Annotated in this window: 23 protein-coding genes; 2 read left to right on the top strand and 21 right to left on the bottom strand. The window is 55.7% G+C overall.

Annotation, left to right across the window (positions count from 1 at the left end):
• Window positions 1-550: 550 nt before the first annotated feature.
• From FAZ98_RS31100 to FAZ98_RS31165, 14 genes are all read right to left on the bottom strand, one after another.
• A complete protein-coding gene (locus FAZ98_RS31100; RefSeq protein ID WP_158957494.1) occupies window positions 551-1,300 on the bottom strand; it encodes a hypothetical protein in 750 nt (249 codons plus the stop codon).
• Window positions 1,301-1,308: 8 nt separating this feature from the next.
• Window positions 1,309-1,761, bottom strand: a complete 453-nt coding sequence (locus FAZ98_RS31105) for a hypothetical protein (protein ID WP_158957496.1) — start codon at window positions 1,759-1,761, stop codon at window positions 1,309-1,311.
• 21 nt (window positions 1,762-1,782) lie between these two features.
• On the bottom strand, window positions 1,783-2,244 hold the full coding sequence (locus FAZ98_RS31110) for a glycoside hydrolase family protein (RefSeq protein WP_158957498.1): 462 nt from the start codon (window positions 2,242-2,244) through the stop codon (window positions 1,783-1,785).
• Window positions 2,241-2,489, bottom strand: coding sequence for a hypothetical protein (locus tag FAZ98_RS31115; protein WP_158957500.1), 249 nt, complete (start codon window positions 2,487-2,489; stop codon window positions 2,241-2,243). Before FAZ98_RS31115 ends, FAZ98_RS31110 begins: the two co-directional genes overlap by 4 nt.
• Before the next feature lie 175 nt (window positions 2,490-2,664).
• Window positions 2,665-3,462, bottom strand: coding sequence for an acyltransferase family protein (locus FAZ98_RS31120; RefSeq protein ID WP_158957502.1), 798 nt, complete (start codon window positions 3,460-3,462; stop codon window positions 2,665-2,667).
• Window positions 3,459-3,812, bottom strand: a complete 354-nt coding sequence (locus tag FAZ98_RS31125; RefSeq protein WP_158957504.1) for an acyltransferase family protein — start codon at window positions 3,810-3,812, stop codon at window positions 3,459-3,461. The genes FAZ98_RS31120 and FAZ98_RS31125 overlap by 4 nt, the downstream gene beginning before the upstream one ends.
• 405 nt (window positions 3,813-4,217) lie before the next feature.
• The gene (locus FAZ98_RS31130; protein WP_158957506.1) at window positions 4,218-5,630 is read right to left on the bottom strand and encodes a right-handed parallel beta-helix repeat-containing protein; all 1,413 of its coding nucleotides are present in this window, start codon (window positions 5,628-5,630) and stop codon (window positions 4,218-4,220) included.
• A gap of 119 nt (window positions 5,631-5,749) precedes the next feature.
• Window positions 5,750-6,376: a hypothetical protein gene (locus tag FAZ98_RS31135; protein WP_158957508.1), complete on the bottom strand. Its 627-nt coding sequence runs from the start codon at window positions 6,374-6,376 to the stop codon at window positions 5,750-5,752.
• Entirely contained in the window at window positions 6,373-6,768 is a 396-nt protein-coding gene (locus FAZ98_RS31140) for a hypothetical protein (RefSeq protein ID WP_158957510.1), read from the bottom strand. Before FAZ98_RS31140 ends, FAZ98_RS31135 begins: the two co-directional genes overlap by 4 nt.
• Complete coding sequence (locus FAZ98_RS31145) at window positions 6,765-6,929, bottom strand: hypothetical protein (RefSeq protein ID WP_158957512.1); 165 nt, start codon at window positions 6,927-6,929, stop codon at window positions 6,765-6,767. The genes FAZ98_RS31140 and FAZ98_RS31145 overlap by 4 nt, the downstream gene beginning before the upstream one ends.
• Window positions 6,930-6,936: 7 nt before the next feature.
• A complete protein-coding gene (locus FAZ98_RS31150; RefSeq protein ID WP_158957514.1) occupies window positions 6,937-7,824 on the bottom strand; it encodes a hypothetical protein in 888 nt (295 codons plus the stop codon).
• A gap of 2 nt (window positions 7,825-7,826) precedes the next feature.
• A complete protein-coding gene (locus FAZ98_RS31155; RefSeq protein WP_158957516.1) occupies window positions 7,827-8,717 on the bottom strand; it encodes a hypothetical protein in 891 nt (296 codons plus the stop codon).
• 3 nt (window positions 8,718-8,720) lie between these two features.
• Window positions 8,721-10,157: a baseplate J/gp47 family protein gene (locus FAZ98_RS31160; RefSeq protein ID WP_233273025.1), complete on the bottom strand. Its 1,437-nt coding sequence runs from the start codon at window positions 10,155-10,157 to the stop codon at window positions 8,721-8,723.
• Entirely contained in the window at window positions 10,154-10,501 is a 348-nt protein-coding gene (locus FAZ98_RS31165; RefSeq protein ID WP_158957518.1) for a hypothetical protein, read from the bottom strand. Before FAZ98_RS31165 ends, FAZ98_RS31160 begins: the two co-directional genes overlap by 4 nt.
• Window positions 10,502-10,512: 11 nt before the next feature.
• Here FAZ98_RS31165 and FAZ98_RS31170 point away from each other — a divergent pair, with 11 nt between their 5' ends.
• Window positions 10,513-11,157, top strand: a complete 645-nt coding sequence (locus tag FAZ98_RS31170) for a hypothetical protein (protein ID WP_158957520.1) — start codon at window positions 10,513-10,515, stop codon at window positions 11,155-11,157.
• Window positions 11,154-11,339 (top strand): hypothetical protein, encoded by a 186-nt coding sequence (locus tag FAZ98_RS31175; RefSeq protein ID WP_158957522.1) that lies wholly within the window; start codon window positions 11,154-11,156, stop codon window positions 11,337-11,339. Before FAZ98_RS31170 ends, FAZ98_RS31175 begins: the two co-directional genes overlap by 4 nt.
• Here FAZ98_RS31175 and FAZ98_RS31180 read toward each other — a convergent pair.
• The 7 genes from FAZ98_RS31180 to FAZ98_RS31210 form a co-directional block, all read right to left on the bottom strand.
• Complete coding sequence (locus FAZ98_RS31180; protein ID WP_158957524.1) at window positions 11,336-11,866, bottom strand: hypothetical protein; 531 nt, start codon at window positions 11,864-11,866, stop codon at window positions 11,336-11,338. The genes FAZ98_RS31175 and FAZ98_RS31180 overlap by 4 nt on opposite strands.
• A 432-nt stretch (window positions 11,867-12,298) precedes the next feature.
• Window positions 12,299-13,006 (bottom strand): hypothetical protein, encoded by a 708-nt coding sequence (locus FAZ98_RS35780; RefSeq protein ID WP_233273026.1) that lies wholly within the window; start codon window positions 13,004-13,006, stop codon window positions 12,299-12,301.
• Window positions 13,003-13,281 carry a hypothetical protein gene (locus FAZ98_RS31190; protein WP_158957526.1) on the bottom strand — a complete coding sequence of 93 codons (279 nt, stop codon included), beginning with the start codon at window positions 13,279-13,281 and terminating at the stop codon, window positions 13,003-13,005. The genes FAZ98_RS35780 and FAZ98_RS31190 overlap by 4 nt, the downstream gene beginning before the upstream one ends.
• 1 nt (window position 13,282) lies before the next feature.
• The gene (locus FAZ98_RS31195; RefSeq protein WP_158957528.1) at window positions 13,283-14,020 is read right to left on the bottom strand and encodes a hypothetical protein; all 738 of its coding nucleotides are present in this window, start codon (window positions 14,018-14,020) and stop codon (window positions 13,283-13,285) included.
• Window positions 13,986-15,890 (bottom strand): lysozyme family protein, encoded by a 1,905-nt coding sequence (locus FAZ98_RS31200; RefSeq protein WP_158957530.1) that lies wholly within the window; start codon window positions 15,888-15,890, stop codon window positions 13,986-13,988. Before FAZ98_RS31200 ends, FAZ98_RS31195 begins: the two co-directional genes overlap by 35 nt.
• 112 nt (window positions 15,891-16,002) lie before the next feature.
• On the bottom strand, window positions 16,003-16,542 hold the full coding sequence (locus FAZ98_RS31205; RefSeq protein ID WP_158957532.1) for a hypothetical protein: 540 nt from the start codon (window positions 16,540-16,542) through the stop codon (window positions 16,003-16,005).
• Entirely contained in the window at window positions 16,505-16,666 is a 162-nt protein-coding gene (locus FAZ98_RS31210) for a hypothetical protein (RefSeq protein ID WP_158957534.1), read from the bottom strand. The genes FAZ98_RS31205 and FAZ98_RS31210 overlap by 38 nt, the downstream gene beginning before the upstream one ends.
• Between the last annotated feature and the right edge of the window lie 42 nt (window positions 16,667-16,708).

Raw genomic sequence — 16,708 nt, forward strand, 5'->3', positions numbered from 1 at the left:
CGTTACAATGGACACGCCTATTGCCTGGACACTCGCACTGCTTATCGACCCGAATGCGAGAGCCGTCGTCGAAGCCGTAGCGACTGCGCGCTGCGACTGCGCCAGATTGCTCGCTGCCGAAAAGGCGAGCACCGATGAGCCGATCGCTATCTGGCTTTGAGATAGATCACCAATAGCTGAGGTATCAACAGCCGCCACTCCGACGAGAGATTGAGATTGCGCAATCACCGCCGCTGAAGTCGGAACTACTACAGCACGCCCGGATAGCTGATTCGTTCCTTGTGCAACGATGCTGCCGACGGATTGAGGCACAACCGATGCGACGCCAGCGGCGAGTTGGGTGCTTCCGCAAATCCCAATTCCAATGGGATGAACCACTGAGGCGCCGACGGCGCTCGCGGATGTCGACAATAGTCCTGTCGATGACGGCGAGAGTACCCCCGCAGCATTCGCGGAATTGAAGCTTCTTGCGGCACCAACTACACCGGGAACGATTGACGCGGACCCGATTGCGGCTACCAAAGCAACCACCGCACCCTTCGCGATGGGGCTACCAGATGAAAGACCGATGGCTGACAGGGTACTCGACGCGGCACCAGCCACGCTTGGGGCAATCTTCGCCAAGCCGGTCAACGTGTTTGTTGCTGCGTACCGGAATGAGCGGGACAATGACCGAGGCGTAACCACCCGAATCTGCATTCAGCCCCGACCATGTGATCGATGGAGTGGAAGCGGTGGAGAACGTTTCGTACGCCATCGCCCCGGAGATGCCGGCAGAGTCATCCTGAAGTTGCCAGTCTCTTGTCCATCCAGAAGACGGTGTAAATGTCTGGTTATAGTCGTTGCCGGAGTCGAAGGCGATTGGGGAGAAGGCAAACTCCCCGACTCCCTGCAATGCCTTTGCGCTGGTGGCAGTTAAAGTCGTCGAAGTCCCCGTAGCGTATCCGATCGCGCTTACGTCAACTGGGCTCGCGGCAACGCCCGACAGTTCGTAAATTCTCCCAGTGGGATACTGAGGGTTTGACGTGGAAGCCGTTACGGTCACCGAAACGCTTCCACCAGTCACATACTGGCCAGGCAGGACCGCAACGCACGCACTCGCCCCCTCACCCGGAGTGAGTTGCGAATAAACAAGCCAGTTAGTCGGGAACTGGGGGACACTTCCACCGCCATACCCGTCACCGAATAAAACAGCGACCACCAGCGTGTTGCCAGCCGCTACTCCAGAGAGCGAAAAGGTTACGGAAGAAACGCCGCCCTCTTCGACAAGGGTGCCCGACTGGACTATCGCGATGGTCATGTGGATCGTCAGCTAGATTGCGACGGAACGACGAGAGAAAAGGCCATCTCAACCGATGTGCCAGTTTGGATCGAGGTGTTGCCGAGAATCACATCGGCACCCGAGGTGCCTACCGTCAACTGCTGCTCGGCGGTCCCACCTGATGTGCTCAGCCTCGCGAACGTTGCCGTACCTGCAGCGGCTGGCGAATAGCTGGCTGCCGAAAACGTACCAACCGAGGTCATGCCGCCATTCGCGGATACGTACGTTGGTGAGCCCCACGACGTAATCGTCCCCGACGCGAGCAGTGTGTTGCCGCTCAGAGCCGTATCAGGGCCGGCGGGCACCGTGCCGCTGTAGACCGAAAGGACTGCATTGGTGCCAGCGTTGGTGGCGAGCGCGGAAACGGCGGCAGACGCTGCGGATTGCGACAGGATCATGTGAGTTCCAGAAAAAGAAAAAGGCCGATCAAAGGCGGCCATGGATTCTTGTGGGGCGTTCGCTTAGGCGACGCCTGCGGCGACCGGCATTACTCCGGTGCTCATTGCCGAGCACAGGCGAACGGCGCGATCACCAACCTGCCCGAACCATTTCGAGTTCTTCATCTCGGCTGCGGCAACCGCGAAGTTGTGAAGCTTGAGCGCGGCGAGCATGTGAGCGAATCCGAGCAGTTTGTCGATGCCCATGTTGAAGCACATGTTGGCGATGACGCGCTGACGCACCTCGTCCAATTGGCGCCACCACGACAGATGCACGTCGAGTTGATGGAGCGTGTCAGCGATGTCCTGCGAGAGGAGTTGAGTGACCTGCGCATCATTCAGCGGGAATTTCCAGCCGGCCGGCAGCGGCGACGAATTCAGGTTATGGCCAACACCACAGGTCGGATTCCCCTCGCTGTCGATGTATCGGACATACCGAACCGCTTCGTCTCGCCTGAGTTCGGCTTCGAAGAGCGTCAGGATCATGATTCACCCGGCCACTTGCCGTGCGCGAGGCCCCAAATAGCGGCTGCGAACATGATGAACGGACCACACCAGAGAACGACCTTGCGGAGCACTCGCCCTGTACCAGTGAAGAAACCGAGGCCACTCTTGGCCATCTTCAAAAGTTCGACCAGTTCTTGCGTATTTCCCTCGACGCGCAGTGTCGCTGCGGTGTTGTCGTCAAGAGATGCCTGATACGTCGCCATCGTCTTTTCGAAATTGGTCATCCGAGCCTCCATTTCCGCGCGCCACTGCTGGTCAGCGGTGCGTCTGTCAACTGGTTCGTGGTTCAAGGAATGGCCCCCGTAAAAGAAAAAGCCGCCCGGAGGCGGCCTTTGGCTGGTCTATATACGTAAAAAAGCCGCCCTTGGGCGGCTTGTCGAATTTGCTTCCTGATGTGGATCAGGCTTTAGCAGCGGTCCACTGCCGGATGGATATTTTTTTCACCATATCGCGCGCGGGCATTTCGATAAATCGCCACAGAGCGAACGCGCATGCGAGTGCGACAACCCAATACGCGACATAAAGCTGCGCGTCGGAATAGTCGCGCAGCCAGTCGTCGCGATGAACCCGGATGAGGCCGATCAAAATCTGGTGGATCAGATACAGGGCGAAGCTCGCTTCACCGAGCAGCACCATCGGCCGCACGCTGAGAATCTTTGAACAGAGCCCGCGGCCAAATGCCATAGCCGTGATCAGCAGCGCGAATCCAGGCGCCGCGCACGAGTGCCCAAAAAACACGACCCATGCGTTGGTATCTAGTCGATGCCCGGCAATCAACATAGGCAGAGATGAGGCGTGGTGCCAAAGGAACCCGATCGAACAGATTGACGCTATTTCGATTGCGGTCCAGACCCAAACATTGTGCCCACCGCGGTCGACGTTTCGCAGGTAGAAGCCTGCGGCAACCATACCCATCACGAACTCACTGATCCGCGCGAACGGCCCGATGTAGGCGATGCCGACAGAAGAGATCGCGAGCGGCGTGCGCGGATCGAAATCGGGGAAACCGGCTGCCGTCGATATCGACAGGAGAAGCGCCACCAGACACCAAACCAGCGGCGCTTTCCACTTCCACGTGTGATGCCAGTCGCGCACAAGGAGAGGAAACATCAGATAAAAGAACATCTCCGTCGAAATACTCCATGAAACGCCGTTGTAAGAGAAGAAGTAGCGCGCGACCGGTATCCACGAATTCACCAGAACACGTTAGTGAGTGCAATCAGTGGAACATCCGGCCCCTCAGGTCCGACGAACTTCAACCATGGCGGCAACAGGAAAGCGGCGAGAACAAACGTTGTGACGTGCAACGGCCAGATGCGGCCCACACGCAAAGCGTAGTAGCGGCGGATGCTTCCCGGTTCTTCGAAACCTTTTTTGTACACGCAAGTCAGGATAAAGCCCGACAGCACGAAAAAGAAGCTCACGCCGTAGTCGTAAGGAAGACCGTCGAACAGCGTGACGCTGCTTAAAACGGCCCTCATATGCTCAATGACTATCGCTGCTGCTGCGAAAAACCGTAATGTTGTGAGCGCATTTAATTTATTCAATTCGGCACCCCGATTAGGTGCCGAATTATCGCATATTACTTACCAGTTATTACTGGGACTCGTATGAGCCTGAAACCTGATACGCGTAGCCAGCCGAAATCGGCGAAGTGTTCGTCTGATCGATGATCTGGGCGACTCCGCTCGAACCGGAAATCTGCCCAGTCAGGAAGTTACCCGACGAGCCACTGCGCCCCATCAGGTTATAGGCCCCCGGACCAGACGTGAGCGGAAGCGATACCAGGATAGACCCGGAGCATGTTCCAACCGTTGACAGCGTGGCGCTGATCTGGAGAGTGATCGTCTTGCCGATTCGCTTATACCGTCCCGACCCGCTTTGCGTCCCAGGCGATCCCGATGCGCACGTCAGAGTCGGCGTATAGGTGACCCACGAGTTGGAAGTGTTTATCACCTGCGTCGCCGAACTAACGGCCGAGATTTGACCGGAAGTGCCAACGGTGCCGGCCATGCCCTCAAGGAAGTTCCCGCTGGGGTTGCCGCTTCCATCGTTGTACGTTCCTTCGCCGATTTGCCATGCCATGTGCCCGTACGGGTCAACGACAAAGTTATTGCCAACGCTGTTGGGACCGTTGCTGCCCCATACAGAAGAATGCCCGACGTGTAATCACCAGTTGTACCCGCACATTGATTCGGCGCGTAAATGTAATTCCCGGTAACGTTGAGGCGGGTAACAACGTCTGCGAGTGCTATCCCCGACTTGCAAGGGTTGAAGATCGAATTACCAGTTACCGCGATGTCGCTCGTAATCTCTTGCGGAGACGTTCCCGGCGCGCCATAAAACGACATGCCGAAATCAGTCGAATGGCTGTTGAAATAGCACGCGTTGCCCGTTACTGCGCCAACGGCACCGTTCTCGACGTTGATGCACTCGATTTGCGTGCCGTATGCAACATTGTTCGCGACCGTGAAGAACGAGGTTGTGCCAGCCGAGGAAGGGCTCGACACATTGATGCCGAACCCAACACACTCTTCAACGTGGTTCCCAGTGATCGTGTAGTTCGAACCTTGCTCGACCGCGATGCAATGACTTGAGCCAGAGCTATAGCCCGCATTGACATAGTTGTTCGAGATGTGGCCAAAGCTTGACGCACCAACAACCGCGATCCCGAGTGCGGTGTCGTTCAGGACGTAATTGTTCTCCAGCGTGAAGTTGGTTCCGGCATTGACGAGAACGCCGTTTGCCGCGGTGATCGTAGTGTTGCGAACATTGAAGTTCGACGAACCGCTCAGGCGAATACCGGAGTTGTTCGTGTACGTCCCGGTCGCAACCTGAATGCGTGGGCCGTCAATGACCAAGCCGCCAGTGTTGCTATCAGCTTCAAGCAGCCCCGCGCCGGACGTCACGGTACCGCTCGCGATCAACGTGCACGCGCCATAGATACGCGTGGTGGTCGTCGGAACCGTGATCCCGCCGATATAGAACGTCTGACCATCCGGGCAGTGAAACACCGGATTTGCCGCCATCGCGTTCTGAAACGCGGTCGTGTTCGTCGCGGCAGCAGCGCTACTGTTCGCAACGGCGCCGAAATCGAACGGATTGCTCGCGTTCGAATAGCAGTCGGACGGCGTGCTGGCAGACGTGGAGGCGTTGCACTTATAGCTGTTGGCCGGCGTCGAAGCAAGATCGGCATTTGTGACAAGGCCCGGTGCCGAGAAGGAACCGGCGACTGCGAGACCATCGCTGATCGTCGTCAGCCCCGAGGCGTTGTTGATCTTGAATGGGTAATCGACGACCGAGCCAGAGTTGTATCGACCGAAATAGAGGTTGCCATTGGTGGACGAATTGCCGTCAATGAGCATTTCCCAATTCGTCGTGCCGCTGTGCTGCAAATTGATGCCAGCAAAGCCGCCGCTGGTATCGTTGACCGTCAGGTGTGCAGCGGAATAGCTGAGCCCAAGCGCGCCGGTGTACGTCCCCGTTAGCGATGCCGGGCTTGCGAGGTTCGCGCTGTCCCAAGGCGTTGCGCCGTTGAAGGTGGGGCGAACAGTAAAGACGCTTGACCTGTTGATGCCAGAATACTGAAAGGGTAATCAACAAATGATCCGGAAGCATATCTCTGGATGTAATAGCCGGTCGTTCCGACTGTCGTTCCGAAATACTTGGTGCCGCCCACGGCATATGAAATCGTGGTCGCTGCGCCGCCGCTGCTGTCATTCAGCGCAAAGATCGGATTCGTATAACTCAGTCCGGTAGGGCCTGCGAAAGATGCCCCCGAAAGCGCAGCACCGCCCAGATTCGACAACGCAGTGGCTGCACTATTGGCACCCGTACCGCCGCTGGCGACAGGTACAGCGGTCGTCAAGCCGCTGATTGAGCCGCCTGTGATGGCCGGGTTCGTCAGCGCTGGCGAGTTCGAAAGAACAGCCGAGCCGGTGCCGGTCGAAGTCGTTGCACCCGTACCGCCATTCGAAGGCGAAAGGGGATTCTGGAGAACTACGCTATTGAACGTCGGCGACGGATAGGACTGCGCCGATGCAATCAGCGGCAGGGCCAAAAAAAAAGCCGCCCCGAAGGCGGCAATCTTATTCAGTTGGCTTTTCATCATGATTTGCTCAAGACCCCCCCGTTATTCCAGTAGACGCCGCTCGTTGCGGGCAACGTAGTTGGGAGGCTGTTGAACCACGAGGCATATAGCGTGCCGAATACCGAAGTAGAGATACCGGTGATCGCGCTGCCTACGAATGCGGTGGTGGCAAACTGGGTGGTGCTGGTGCCAGCCGCTGCGGTGGGACCAGAGGGCGTACCCGAGAACGTCGGCGACGTGTTCAAGACAACTGAGCCTGTACCCGTTGCTGTCGTGGTCCCGGTGCCGCCGTTCGCCGCCGTCAGCGGGCTTTGCAGTGTGATGCTGTTGAATGTGGGCGACGGATAGCTTTGCGCGAAAGCGACGACCGGCGAAAAGAGGGCGATCAGGAGTAGTTTTTTCATCAGTGTCATGCCGCCACGATTTGGCCGTTAGAAAGCTTCCACAAAGCCGGAGACTTCCATTGCTCGAAAGTACAAACGAGTTCGTTGCTCGAAAGTTCCGGTTCGCTGGAATACGAGCCGACTGCTTCGACCAGATCCGTCTTCGGATTAAAGATCAAGGTGTAGATCATTCGAGCCTCACGAAGGCATGAACTGGTATTCGAGCCAGTGGGAGGCGGGGATAGTTGTCCCGGCATTCGAAGTCGCCGTGGCCGAAACCGTCACACTAGAACCGGATGCAACGTTTTGAACGGTCGAAACAATGGAACTACCAATGATGGATTCCGCGCCACCCGCTACGCCGTTGATGCTCGCGTAATTGGTGAAAGATGCTGTCTGACCAGCATTGGAATTGACAAAGCTTCGTGAAATCACAACACCGTTACAAGGTGCCGTAAAAGTCACCGATCGAACATCTGAACTCGCGGTGCTTGGGGTCCATCCGATGTTCGCTTGCGTCCCTGCAAGGGCAGCGGAGCCGTGTTTGACATAACGGGCGTCTCCCGTATCCAGATTGACAGCGGCATCGCCGATGGTAGGAGCCGCGCAATATAGTTCTGCGTATGCGGTATTGGTGCTATTGACTACGCTTACGTGAGAGTCTGTTTCGAGGAACAGCGGCGACGCGCCTGCTTCGATAGTTCCTGTATTTACCGTAGGGGCGGTAACTGTTTCGGTGAACGTATTGGCGCCAGTCCATGTGTTAGCAGCGCCTTCCTGCCCAAACGATTCTTGCTGACCAGCGGTAGGGCCGCTGAATGCGAAGTCACCGACCAACCAGGAAAGCGCCGCTGTACTTTCTTGCGCACGCTGAACCGTGAGCGTTGCGCCAGAAATTGCTGTTGCGTAGACGACTTCATAGTTATTCCGCGTGGCCACATCGTTCAACGTGACGACCAGCACGGAACCAGACGGAATGCTAGAAGGAAGGTTCGCGGAACTGGCTAATGTGATCGAGGTGGCGGTGTTCGATACTGCACCAGCCAGCGTCGTATTGACGTTGTTGGCAAAAATGAATGCTGTCATGGTCACGAAATGGAAACGACGCCGCCGTTATTCCAGAGCTGGTTCGTATTGTTCGGGTTGGTGGTCGGCAAACCGGCGCCGCCAGACGAAAGAAGTTGCGCTGCGGTAACTGATCCAAAATAGACTGGGGCGCCCGTTCCCGATCCGCCCGACACAACAGCCACCGTTCCGCCGTTGTACCAAACCGCCCCGGCAGCAAGTCCCATAGGACTGGTTGGATAGTTCAGGGGAGCCGACATCCACAACACGCCGCCATCGTTATAGAAACTGATGGCCTTGAACTCGAAGTTGTACTGGAACGGAACCGAAACCAGTCGCGCGTTGATCAGTTCCTGAAGCGCGGTAAAGACCGCATCGTCGAAGGAAGTGATCGTGAACGTGTTGCCCGATACCGTGATCGACGGCGGATTGTCCAGAACTGCATAATCCGAACCGTTCGCACCGTTGATGAATCGGCTAACACGATTCTTCAACCATCCCATCGTGAACATCTGTCCGTCGCCGCGGTACAGGTTCCACGTCATCATCCGTTTGTAGATATCGTCGGATGCGGTCTGCGCTGTGCCTGATGAGGAATAGCTCAGGTAGTTGTATGGGACAGTGTTGTAGGCGAAGGCGTCATAGCCTGCGGTGATAGTTGTCGTTTGTGTTGAGAGAACCGGGCGCGATATGCCGTAAATCCCCTGTCCAATCCAGTCAAGCAGCGTACCTGTGATGTTGGGCGAAGTGTAAAGCCCAAGCGGGGTATTGTTGAACCACGACAAGTAACCTTGTGCGAGGCTGTTATAGCTGTCAACAAAAGCCTGAATACTCGAATCATCGAAGTATTGCTGGTACAGGTAGGCGGGAATAACCTGCTGGAGAGGCTGCACAGCAAATGATTCGAGTTGCATGCATCACCCCTGAACAACAGTAACGCCGGACGCGCTCGCAGAAAAGACGCTCTCGGGATCGCCAGCTATGATGCTGGTGCCAGCACTCGGACTTACTGTCACGCCGTTGATCTGAACGACATATTGAAGTGTCGTAATGTTGGCCGCCGAGATGACCGAAGCAACAGCACCCTGGAAGGCGGCCGTCATTTCCAGTTCATTGATCGGCTGGCCTACATAGATACTGTTGATATACGACTGGATCGCCGGGATAGCTAACTGATTGACCGAATCGCCCGCCGTGAAATTTGGCAGCGTCGTATTCCATGTCACCGCTACCGTAACGATCTGCGTGGGCGGATTGACGAACGGAATGTTGTACGTATCTGGATTCTGGAATAACGATACGTTCACATTTCTCGGATTGGGTGAGAACGTCGCGCCACCTGTATAGGCTCCGAACGCGCTCCCATTCGTGCTGGTGGTGATCGTGTCACCACTTATCGAGCGGACAATCGACACCACTGTGTATGTGCCGTTGTATGCGGTTGGCGTCGCCCCCGATACTGTAAATGTCTGCCCAACAGTGAAGTTGGTTGTCAGGTTTGTCGTCACGACGACTGGGCTCGCCGCTGTCATGCCGCTGATGGAAAGCTGCGAGCCTTGCAGCGTTGCGATATCGCCTACACCTTGCAGGATCGCGTTTGCTACGGCATAGGCATCGCCACCGCCACACACGATTCGCCAGCCGCCAGTTGCCTGCTGGATAGAAACAAGCCGAGCCTGAACGCCGGTTACTTTCTCAAGCAGCGTCTTGAGATATGCGGGCGATCCGACCGAAGCGACGACACCGGCTTGCAAGACGCGCGCACGATAGTCTTGCGGACTTTCCGCACTACTGGCTGGCGTGCCTGCTTCTGGGTTCGTGACCGTGATCGCATAGCCAGTCGGAACCGAAGTGATAATCTGATTGACCGAACCCGCTGGAATGGCAAAAGTGCCGCTATTGGTGGCGACGGCAAAGAGTTGGGCGCTTACGCCGCCAGTCTGAATGACGCCGCCGTCTTGCAGCTTGTATTGATTCGTCCCGTCGCCGACTACGAAACCCGGCTGGAACACGTATCCTGCGGGTCCAGCGAACTGAACATAGACGCTCGCGTTGGCACTGACGCCTTGTTCAATCCCGAATTGAACGCCGAGTTGCGCGAGAACCGAGGCATTTGCGCCATAAGGCGTAACGCTGGAAATGCAATCAACGCGCGCACGGTCAATCGCGACTAGCGCACCGGTCGCCGTCGAGGAAATGTCCTCAATCAGAAGGCCCGGAAGGTTTGCGGTATAGTCGGGGACTTCTGCGGCGACGCCATTGATGAGCGCTGCGTTCAGCGTAGCGGGCGGCGTGGTTTGCGGGCCTGCCGCGGTCATCACCAGCGGAACATTCGTAGGCGTGATCGTGGTCATGTCGCGACGGTGGTGTTAAGAATGGCCCCTGATGGGCACAAGGCCGTAATGTTGTACTGCGGCGGATTGCTGCCAACGACGCGGACGATCGTTAGGGTCGCGAAATATTGGGCATACTGTTGTTGCAAACTTTGTACGTAGAAGTCGGGGTTGACTTGCGTAAGGATCGTTTGCTGCTGCGGGATTCCCGTATTGGAGTAAAAGGGGCTTTCCCCGAGATTGAGCTTGATCGCCTGACACAGCGCCGTAAGGTAGCAATTGCTGTTAAATCCTGCTGAATCGGTGGTGACTGCTACCCATTGATATGTGCCATCTGAAGAATACTGTCGCCCCCAAACTCTCATAATGCGTACCTATGTCTGAATCGCATTCATCGCCTTCTTTGACTCATGAGAGTCTTTGCGCGCTATCGCACAATCACCTTGTGATCGTGCTATTTGTAAATAGCCGGTCGGCGGCGTTTGATCTTGCAATTGATGTGGCGAAGCGCGCGCCGTTATTCGAAGTGCGCGATCTGGAATCGATCAGAATCTATGCGGCGGGATTTGCGCGTAGCTTCGAAGGTGCCATTCTGGCGATGGACTTGATTCACTATGTTCGAGGCTGGAAGGGGACGCACTTCTATGCGCGTGGCCGCATGGTGATCGGTGAGATGAAACAGGCTTACGATGTTGAAGCGGTGCTTCAATGCTTCATGGATTCATGCAAAACGGATGATTGGCGCGCGCACTGTCAGCGCACCATTGATTCGCCATATTTCCCGATTCACTTGCGCACGAAATTCGAATACATTCATCCGATGTTTCGCCATATCACAGCTGCTTCGGATGAAGGGAATTTCCTTTTTCCTTGCTCTTACATGCTTCAATGGTTTGAGGCGCAACCGGATCATCCATCATCCGTCACAGACCAGATTCAGGCCGAGGGCGTCGCCAAGATGTGCGATATATGCCCCAGATTTAACCCGAACGATTTCCAGTCACTGAGAGAAGAAAAATGACCCAGACCATTCAAAGAACCGGGAAACCCTACAAGGCGCTCATCCTTTTGGGCCAGCTTTCCATGCTGGCTTCCCCATTCCTATTTTTCACGCATCACGGTGCTATGTCCGCTGCCGCTCTGATTACTGGGCTCGTCGTCTACTGGCTCGGTAAAATCGGTGCCTGGTGGAATAACGGCTAGTTCTGCATGGGATCGGTGACGCCACCGCCGTTCTGCACATTGCCGTGATTGTGTTCATTCACCGCGCCATTAGGTAGTACAACGTCTGGCGCCTTGATTGGCAGGGTAGATACCGCCTGAGTTCCGCCCCATGTGAATGTCTGGCCGCCAACTGTCAACGTAATTCCTGAAGCGTTGACAACGAGCGTGGTCGACTCGCAGGTGATTGTGGTTCCATCCGTATTGGTCACGATCGACGATGCGCCAGCAGTCGTCCTCAGTATCGTGCCATTCGGACCTTGAATCTGGGCTGCGTTCGGATCAATGGGGGAGAACGATTTATTCCCCACTGGCACGAAAACGAGTGCCGTCAGGTTACCGCGCTGACGGAAATCGGCATTGCCGCCGCCAAGCCCCGATATCCCGCCCAAATATGCGTCCGCAGGCATAGTCATGCCCTCGTCGCCAATCTGCGTGGGCTCGGTGAGCCATTGACTTTCCGCCTTCGGTATCGTGATGGGCGGCAAAGTCCATGGCGTAGTGTCCATCTGGAACTCAACCGTAACGATCTTGCCAGTTACGCTTGTCACCCGACAGGGTAACGCTCTACCCAAACTTTTAATGGCCTGCTGGGCTCGGGTTATCGCAACCTGATTGAGATTACCACGAGCCAAAGTTTGGAAAAATCGTCACTCATGGGCTATTCGTTATGCATTTGATGACGGTTACCCACGATGACCCATCGGCTGAGCGATACGATCCAATATGGCGCAACTCTGAAACGGAAAACGTCCCGGAATGCTGTTTGATAATTGCTGCTCGACGGATACGATTGCGCAGTTGTTCCCACAATTCCGGACTAGCGCTCGCCAAAGCTGGGCCGCTAGCGCTGGAATATGTCAGTTGCGGCATCCGGATGGTAGAGCCAAGTTGAATATCGTGCCGCAATATCAACTTGCAGATCATCGTGTTGACATCAATCAGGTCGGCTGACCGACAAAATCGTTGAAAGACAACTGGATCGCGTTGGGTAGATACGTGCTATCCCAAACGAAAAATTGACCGTTCTGACAGGTCAGATTGACGCCGCTATAGGTCGGACCGACAAAATAGCTTTGTGTCACACCCTTGATGCACTGGCACAACTCCTGGAGCGTTGAGCAAAAATGAATCTCGTCGAAATCCTGCACGAGTTGCGACGTGACGTTCGCAGTGAACGGAAGCGCTGGATAGGCAACGGATAATGTTTGCTGAAGGGCGTCCGAAAGGGTTTGCCCCGCCTGCCAGTTCAAGACCAGATTGCCGGGATTCGATAGGGTATAGATAGACGGCGAGATCACGAGATCCAGCCGCATATCGACGCCTTCCCAGTTGCCGTAAGCCTGAAACACCGTCCCGGCTACCAGCAACCCAGCCTGCTGTGGATTAGCAAGCGGAAGTCCCGCCTGCATGCCGCCGCTCATGCTGAATTGCATCCCGGTAAATTGCTGAGCCTGGGATAGATCAGCCAGCGAAACACCGTGAATCGTGACGGTGAACAACTGCGGCGAAGTCGCGAAATCCTGAACCTGACAATCGAACTCGATATCAAGCGCGCTCGGGTCAAACGTACCGCCGGGATGAGAGGTCCATGTTCGTATCGGTTGCGTGGCGCCATCGGGCGTGAGCGTGATCGAATAAAACCTCACGGCGAAACCTCGAAGTTACCCGTATCTTCTCGCCAAAGGATCGTCGAAGTCGTGAAAATGCCCGGCGCGAGCGGGATATCGTAGTCAAGCGGGGAGCCAACAAGCGGGCCGTTCCAGACCACATTTGCAAGTTGATCCTGCAACGTGAAATACCAGCGTTGCGCATAGACGTTCCACGTCACCGATCCAGTGTATGACGCGCTATCAAGCGTAAAGACGTAGGAAAAGGGTGGCGATGCTGAGTTGTTCAGCGTGAGCGCAACCAGTGTCGTCATATCATTGCGCCACGAAATTATTTACGGCAGCCGTGATTCCATTGATGCCTTGCGCTGCACCTTGCGCTGCGGAGCCTATAGCGGTTGCCGCGCTCGACCAGATTGATGTTCCAGCCAGACCGGAGGGCGAAATCTGCTGCCCGCCGCTGAGCTTCGACATCAATGAATTTTGAGCGGATTGCGTATCGGAAAGGGAGACAAGCGGCTGGAAGAAATCCCATTGGAACTGCACCATCTGTTGCTTACCCATCTCGCCGCTCGTGACATCAGTGATGTTGTTGAGCAAACAATTTAGATAAATGTGTGCTGGCGTTGCAATGTGGAAAGTACCGCCCGCTGCCACGTGTGATTCAATGGAACTTCGCAGCGCCTCGAAGATCGCCAGTTTCGTCAGATAGCCGCCCGTATCCTGAACGGGCGCATACATGACGAGAGAAATGTTTTTAGGCTGCTTGATGACGGCATTCGCTGCGACAAACTGGTTTGCGAAGGGATATGTCGCAACCGTATTTGCCACTAGCGTGCTACCGGGTGCGGGAACGAATCGCGCGAACGGCTCGTTGTTTCCCGACAAAACACCTTGTGCGAGCGCCGCCAGTTGCCCGGTCAGTCCGATGATTGGCATCATGCCGCCCAACGAATTCGCTACGATCCCGCCATTCAGAATAATAGGAGATATTTGAAAGGCAAGATCGTATGCGAAACTAAACGCTGACTGAGAGACGGTAGAAATGCTCATTGGGCTGCGGCCGCATTATTTGGACCGCCACCCGGGCGGCGGTACTATTTTGAACGGTCACGCGAACATTCTGCTTTTGGGAATTGAGAATTTTCGCGATCTTGATGTAGTCCATCGATTCCGCGGGCAAGCCCTTCTGCCAGTTAGCGCCGTTTTGGGCAATCGTCTTGTCGACATTACGGCCCCAGTCGTAGGCGGCCAGCGCCTTAGCTATATCGCCCTGGTAGCGCTTGGACAGGAACCCCATATAGGCGCCCCCTGATTTCGCTTCGTCCATGAAATTCCAGCGATCGCCGCCTTTGCCCCAGTCCTTCCACGCGGCTCCTGTGAATTGAAGATCGCCAATTGCCTGATCGCCATTTCGCAGGACGGGCCCAACCAGATTTTTCCCTTCACTGGATTCTTTCGCCCACATTGCTTCCAGTGTACCTGCGGGCAAACCGTTCTTCGCGTCCATCTCGGCAAGAACAGCGCGAGGGTCTGACGGCATGTTCAGCTTGTGACGGGTATATCCAAGCGCCTTGTCAGCGAAAGATACGCCGCCGTATCCGCGAACTTGCCCCCGCGTCTCCCGCTGCACCTCATCAGGATCCAGACCGGGATTGACAGGAATTGATGCTGGATTCGTCGACGACGAAGGGCTTGTGTCAATGCCCAAGAATCTTGCCGCCTTGCGCATGGCTCCGGCCACTGCGGCAACGAGCCCAGCGAAGTCCTTCATGTCCTGCTGGAACTGGCTCGATCCGAGATACTTCGTGAAGCCGTTGATGCCGTCTTCAAGTGCGTTCAGATTGGCGGGCGTGAAGATTTGATCAATAAGGACCGTTACATCCTTGCCAACTGCATCTGCAAAATGCTGAAGCGGACCAGCAAGGTCCGAAAGCTTATTCGTAAGATGCGTCTCGATGAAGTTTCCGGCATCCTTGATCTGTCGAAGGAAACCATACCAAGCATCGGTGTTGCGATCGCTTACGTTAAATCGCCCTTGATCTGAACCGTACTGGGCTGCGGCTCTTTGAAGTTCCGCAAGAGGCGTATTACCCAATTGCTTCATCAAATTAAGATTGAAGCCCGACTGGGTGAAGCCGGTAGATTGCAGGACTTCTGCGGTACGCATGGAAGCGGGCGTATTCACCCACCAGTTATGCGCACGAATAGCGAGGTTAGCAGCTAGTTGACCGGGGTCTTCGCCCGCCACCTGGCCCATATTCTCGCCTGCCGCGCGAGCAAGCCACATCCGACCAGAAAAGCTGCTCTGCGCGCTTGATATCGAGCCCAACACCCCCGGGTCAAGATATCGCGTCCCGAAGTCCTGATTGAACGCAGTCAACTGGCCCGGTGTCATACCCAGTCCGCGAGCGCTGCGTTGTGTATCGACCGCCGACGATGCAAGGTCTTTCAGACCGATGCCGCTTAGCAATCCACCCAAGCCCGCCAGACTTCCGCCGAGGGCACCAAGACGCATGAGGAAACTACCGAGCCCGAAAATCTCGTGAGCGAACTCGCTGGCCCCCTTTTTTAGCTCCTTCATGTGCTTTTCGCTGCGCTCAGCCTGATCAGCGAAAGATTTTTGAGCCGTCACGTTTTTCGTGAGGCTTTCCAGGAGCGCGTTGTTCGCAGCGCTTGCCTTGCGAATTTCACGGGAGATGATTTCCGATTGCGTCGCAGCGATTAGCAGGAATTCTTTTGATGCCTTGGAAGCATCGGCGAAATCCTCCATATCCGCACCGGCATCACCAATGGCGTCGCCAACCTTTTTCCAGTCGTCCGGAGCACTCTCAAGATGCTCCTGATATTCCTGGTAAAGGTCAAGGAATGACTTGAACTGGGTATCGTCAACCTGGACCTTGATGATTGACGTACTCGACATGTTTATCCTTTCAGGGCTTCTATGATGTATCGCTCGCGATGCTCTCGCGCACTACGAAAAGGGAATTCGTGGCGCTCGGCGAATTCCCGGAATCCCTCGTGCGCGACGTAATTCAGGATGGAACCGAGGATACCGCCTTGTGCACGGAAGTCGCGGCCTGCGTCAAGTTCGGCAAGGAAGCGAGGTACACCGACAAAGGAGAGGGCGTAGTCGATGCCTTCAGGAAAGTAGCCGTGCTCTGTCCAATCCGCTTTCGATCTGACTTTTTTGCCATGGACCAGTGGCAGCAGAAAAAAACGATGGACGCTTCCACCTCCTCCCAGTCCTCAGCATCAATTTTCCCACCGGAGATTGCAAGATCCACCGGAAGCATTTCCCAGCCGCCACTACCCGGGCAAAGAATGGTCGTGAGCCGACGTAGTTCCGCGAAGAACGCTTTAACTTCGTCCTCTTTGGGCTTGCCGTTGTCGTCCACGTAACCGCGTTCTTCCGCGTCTCGCAAACCTTCCGCGCGCAACGTTAATGCGGCCACCCGCGGGCCTGCGGACATCAGATATTGACGACCTTTCCCTTCAAGTGTCGCTTTGGTCGCAGCGAGAAGGGCAAAGTTCTGGTCAAACACAGCCTTGCTGATGGGGGGTGTGAAAAGCATGGACGCGCACGATATTTTCATGCACGTCCTTTTCTTCGCCCGTTACCTTGTCCTTTTCCTTGCGTGTCACGCGATCCGTGACGACAGGGAATACGACGTTGAAGTTCTCATCTAAAGAAGCCATCTCAATCCCTTTTTGAGCCCCCGTTTAGAAGCTGCGGCAACC

This window comes from Paraburkholderia acidisoli (genome assembly GCF_009789675.1).
Classification (GTDB): Bacteria; Pseudomonadota; Gammaproteobacteria; order Burkholderiales; family Burkholderiaceae; genus Paraburkholderia; species Paraburkholderia acidisoli.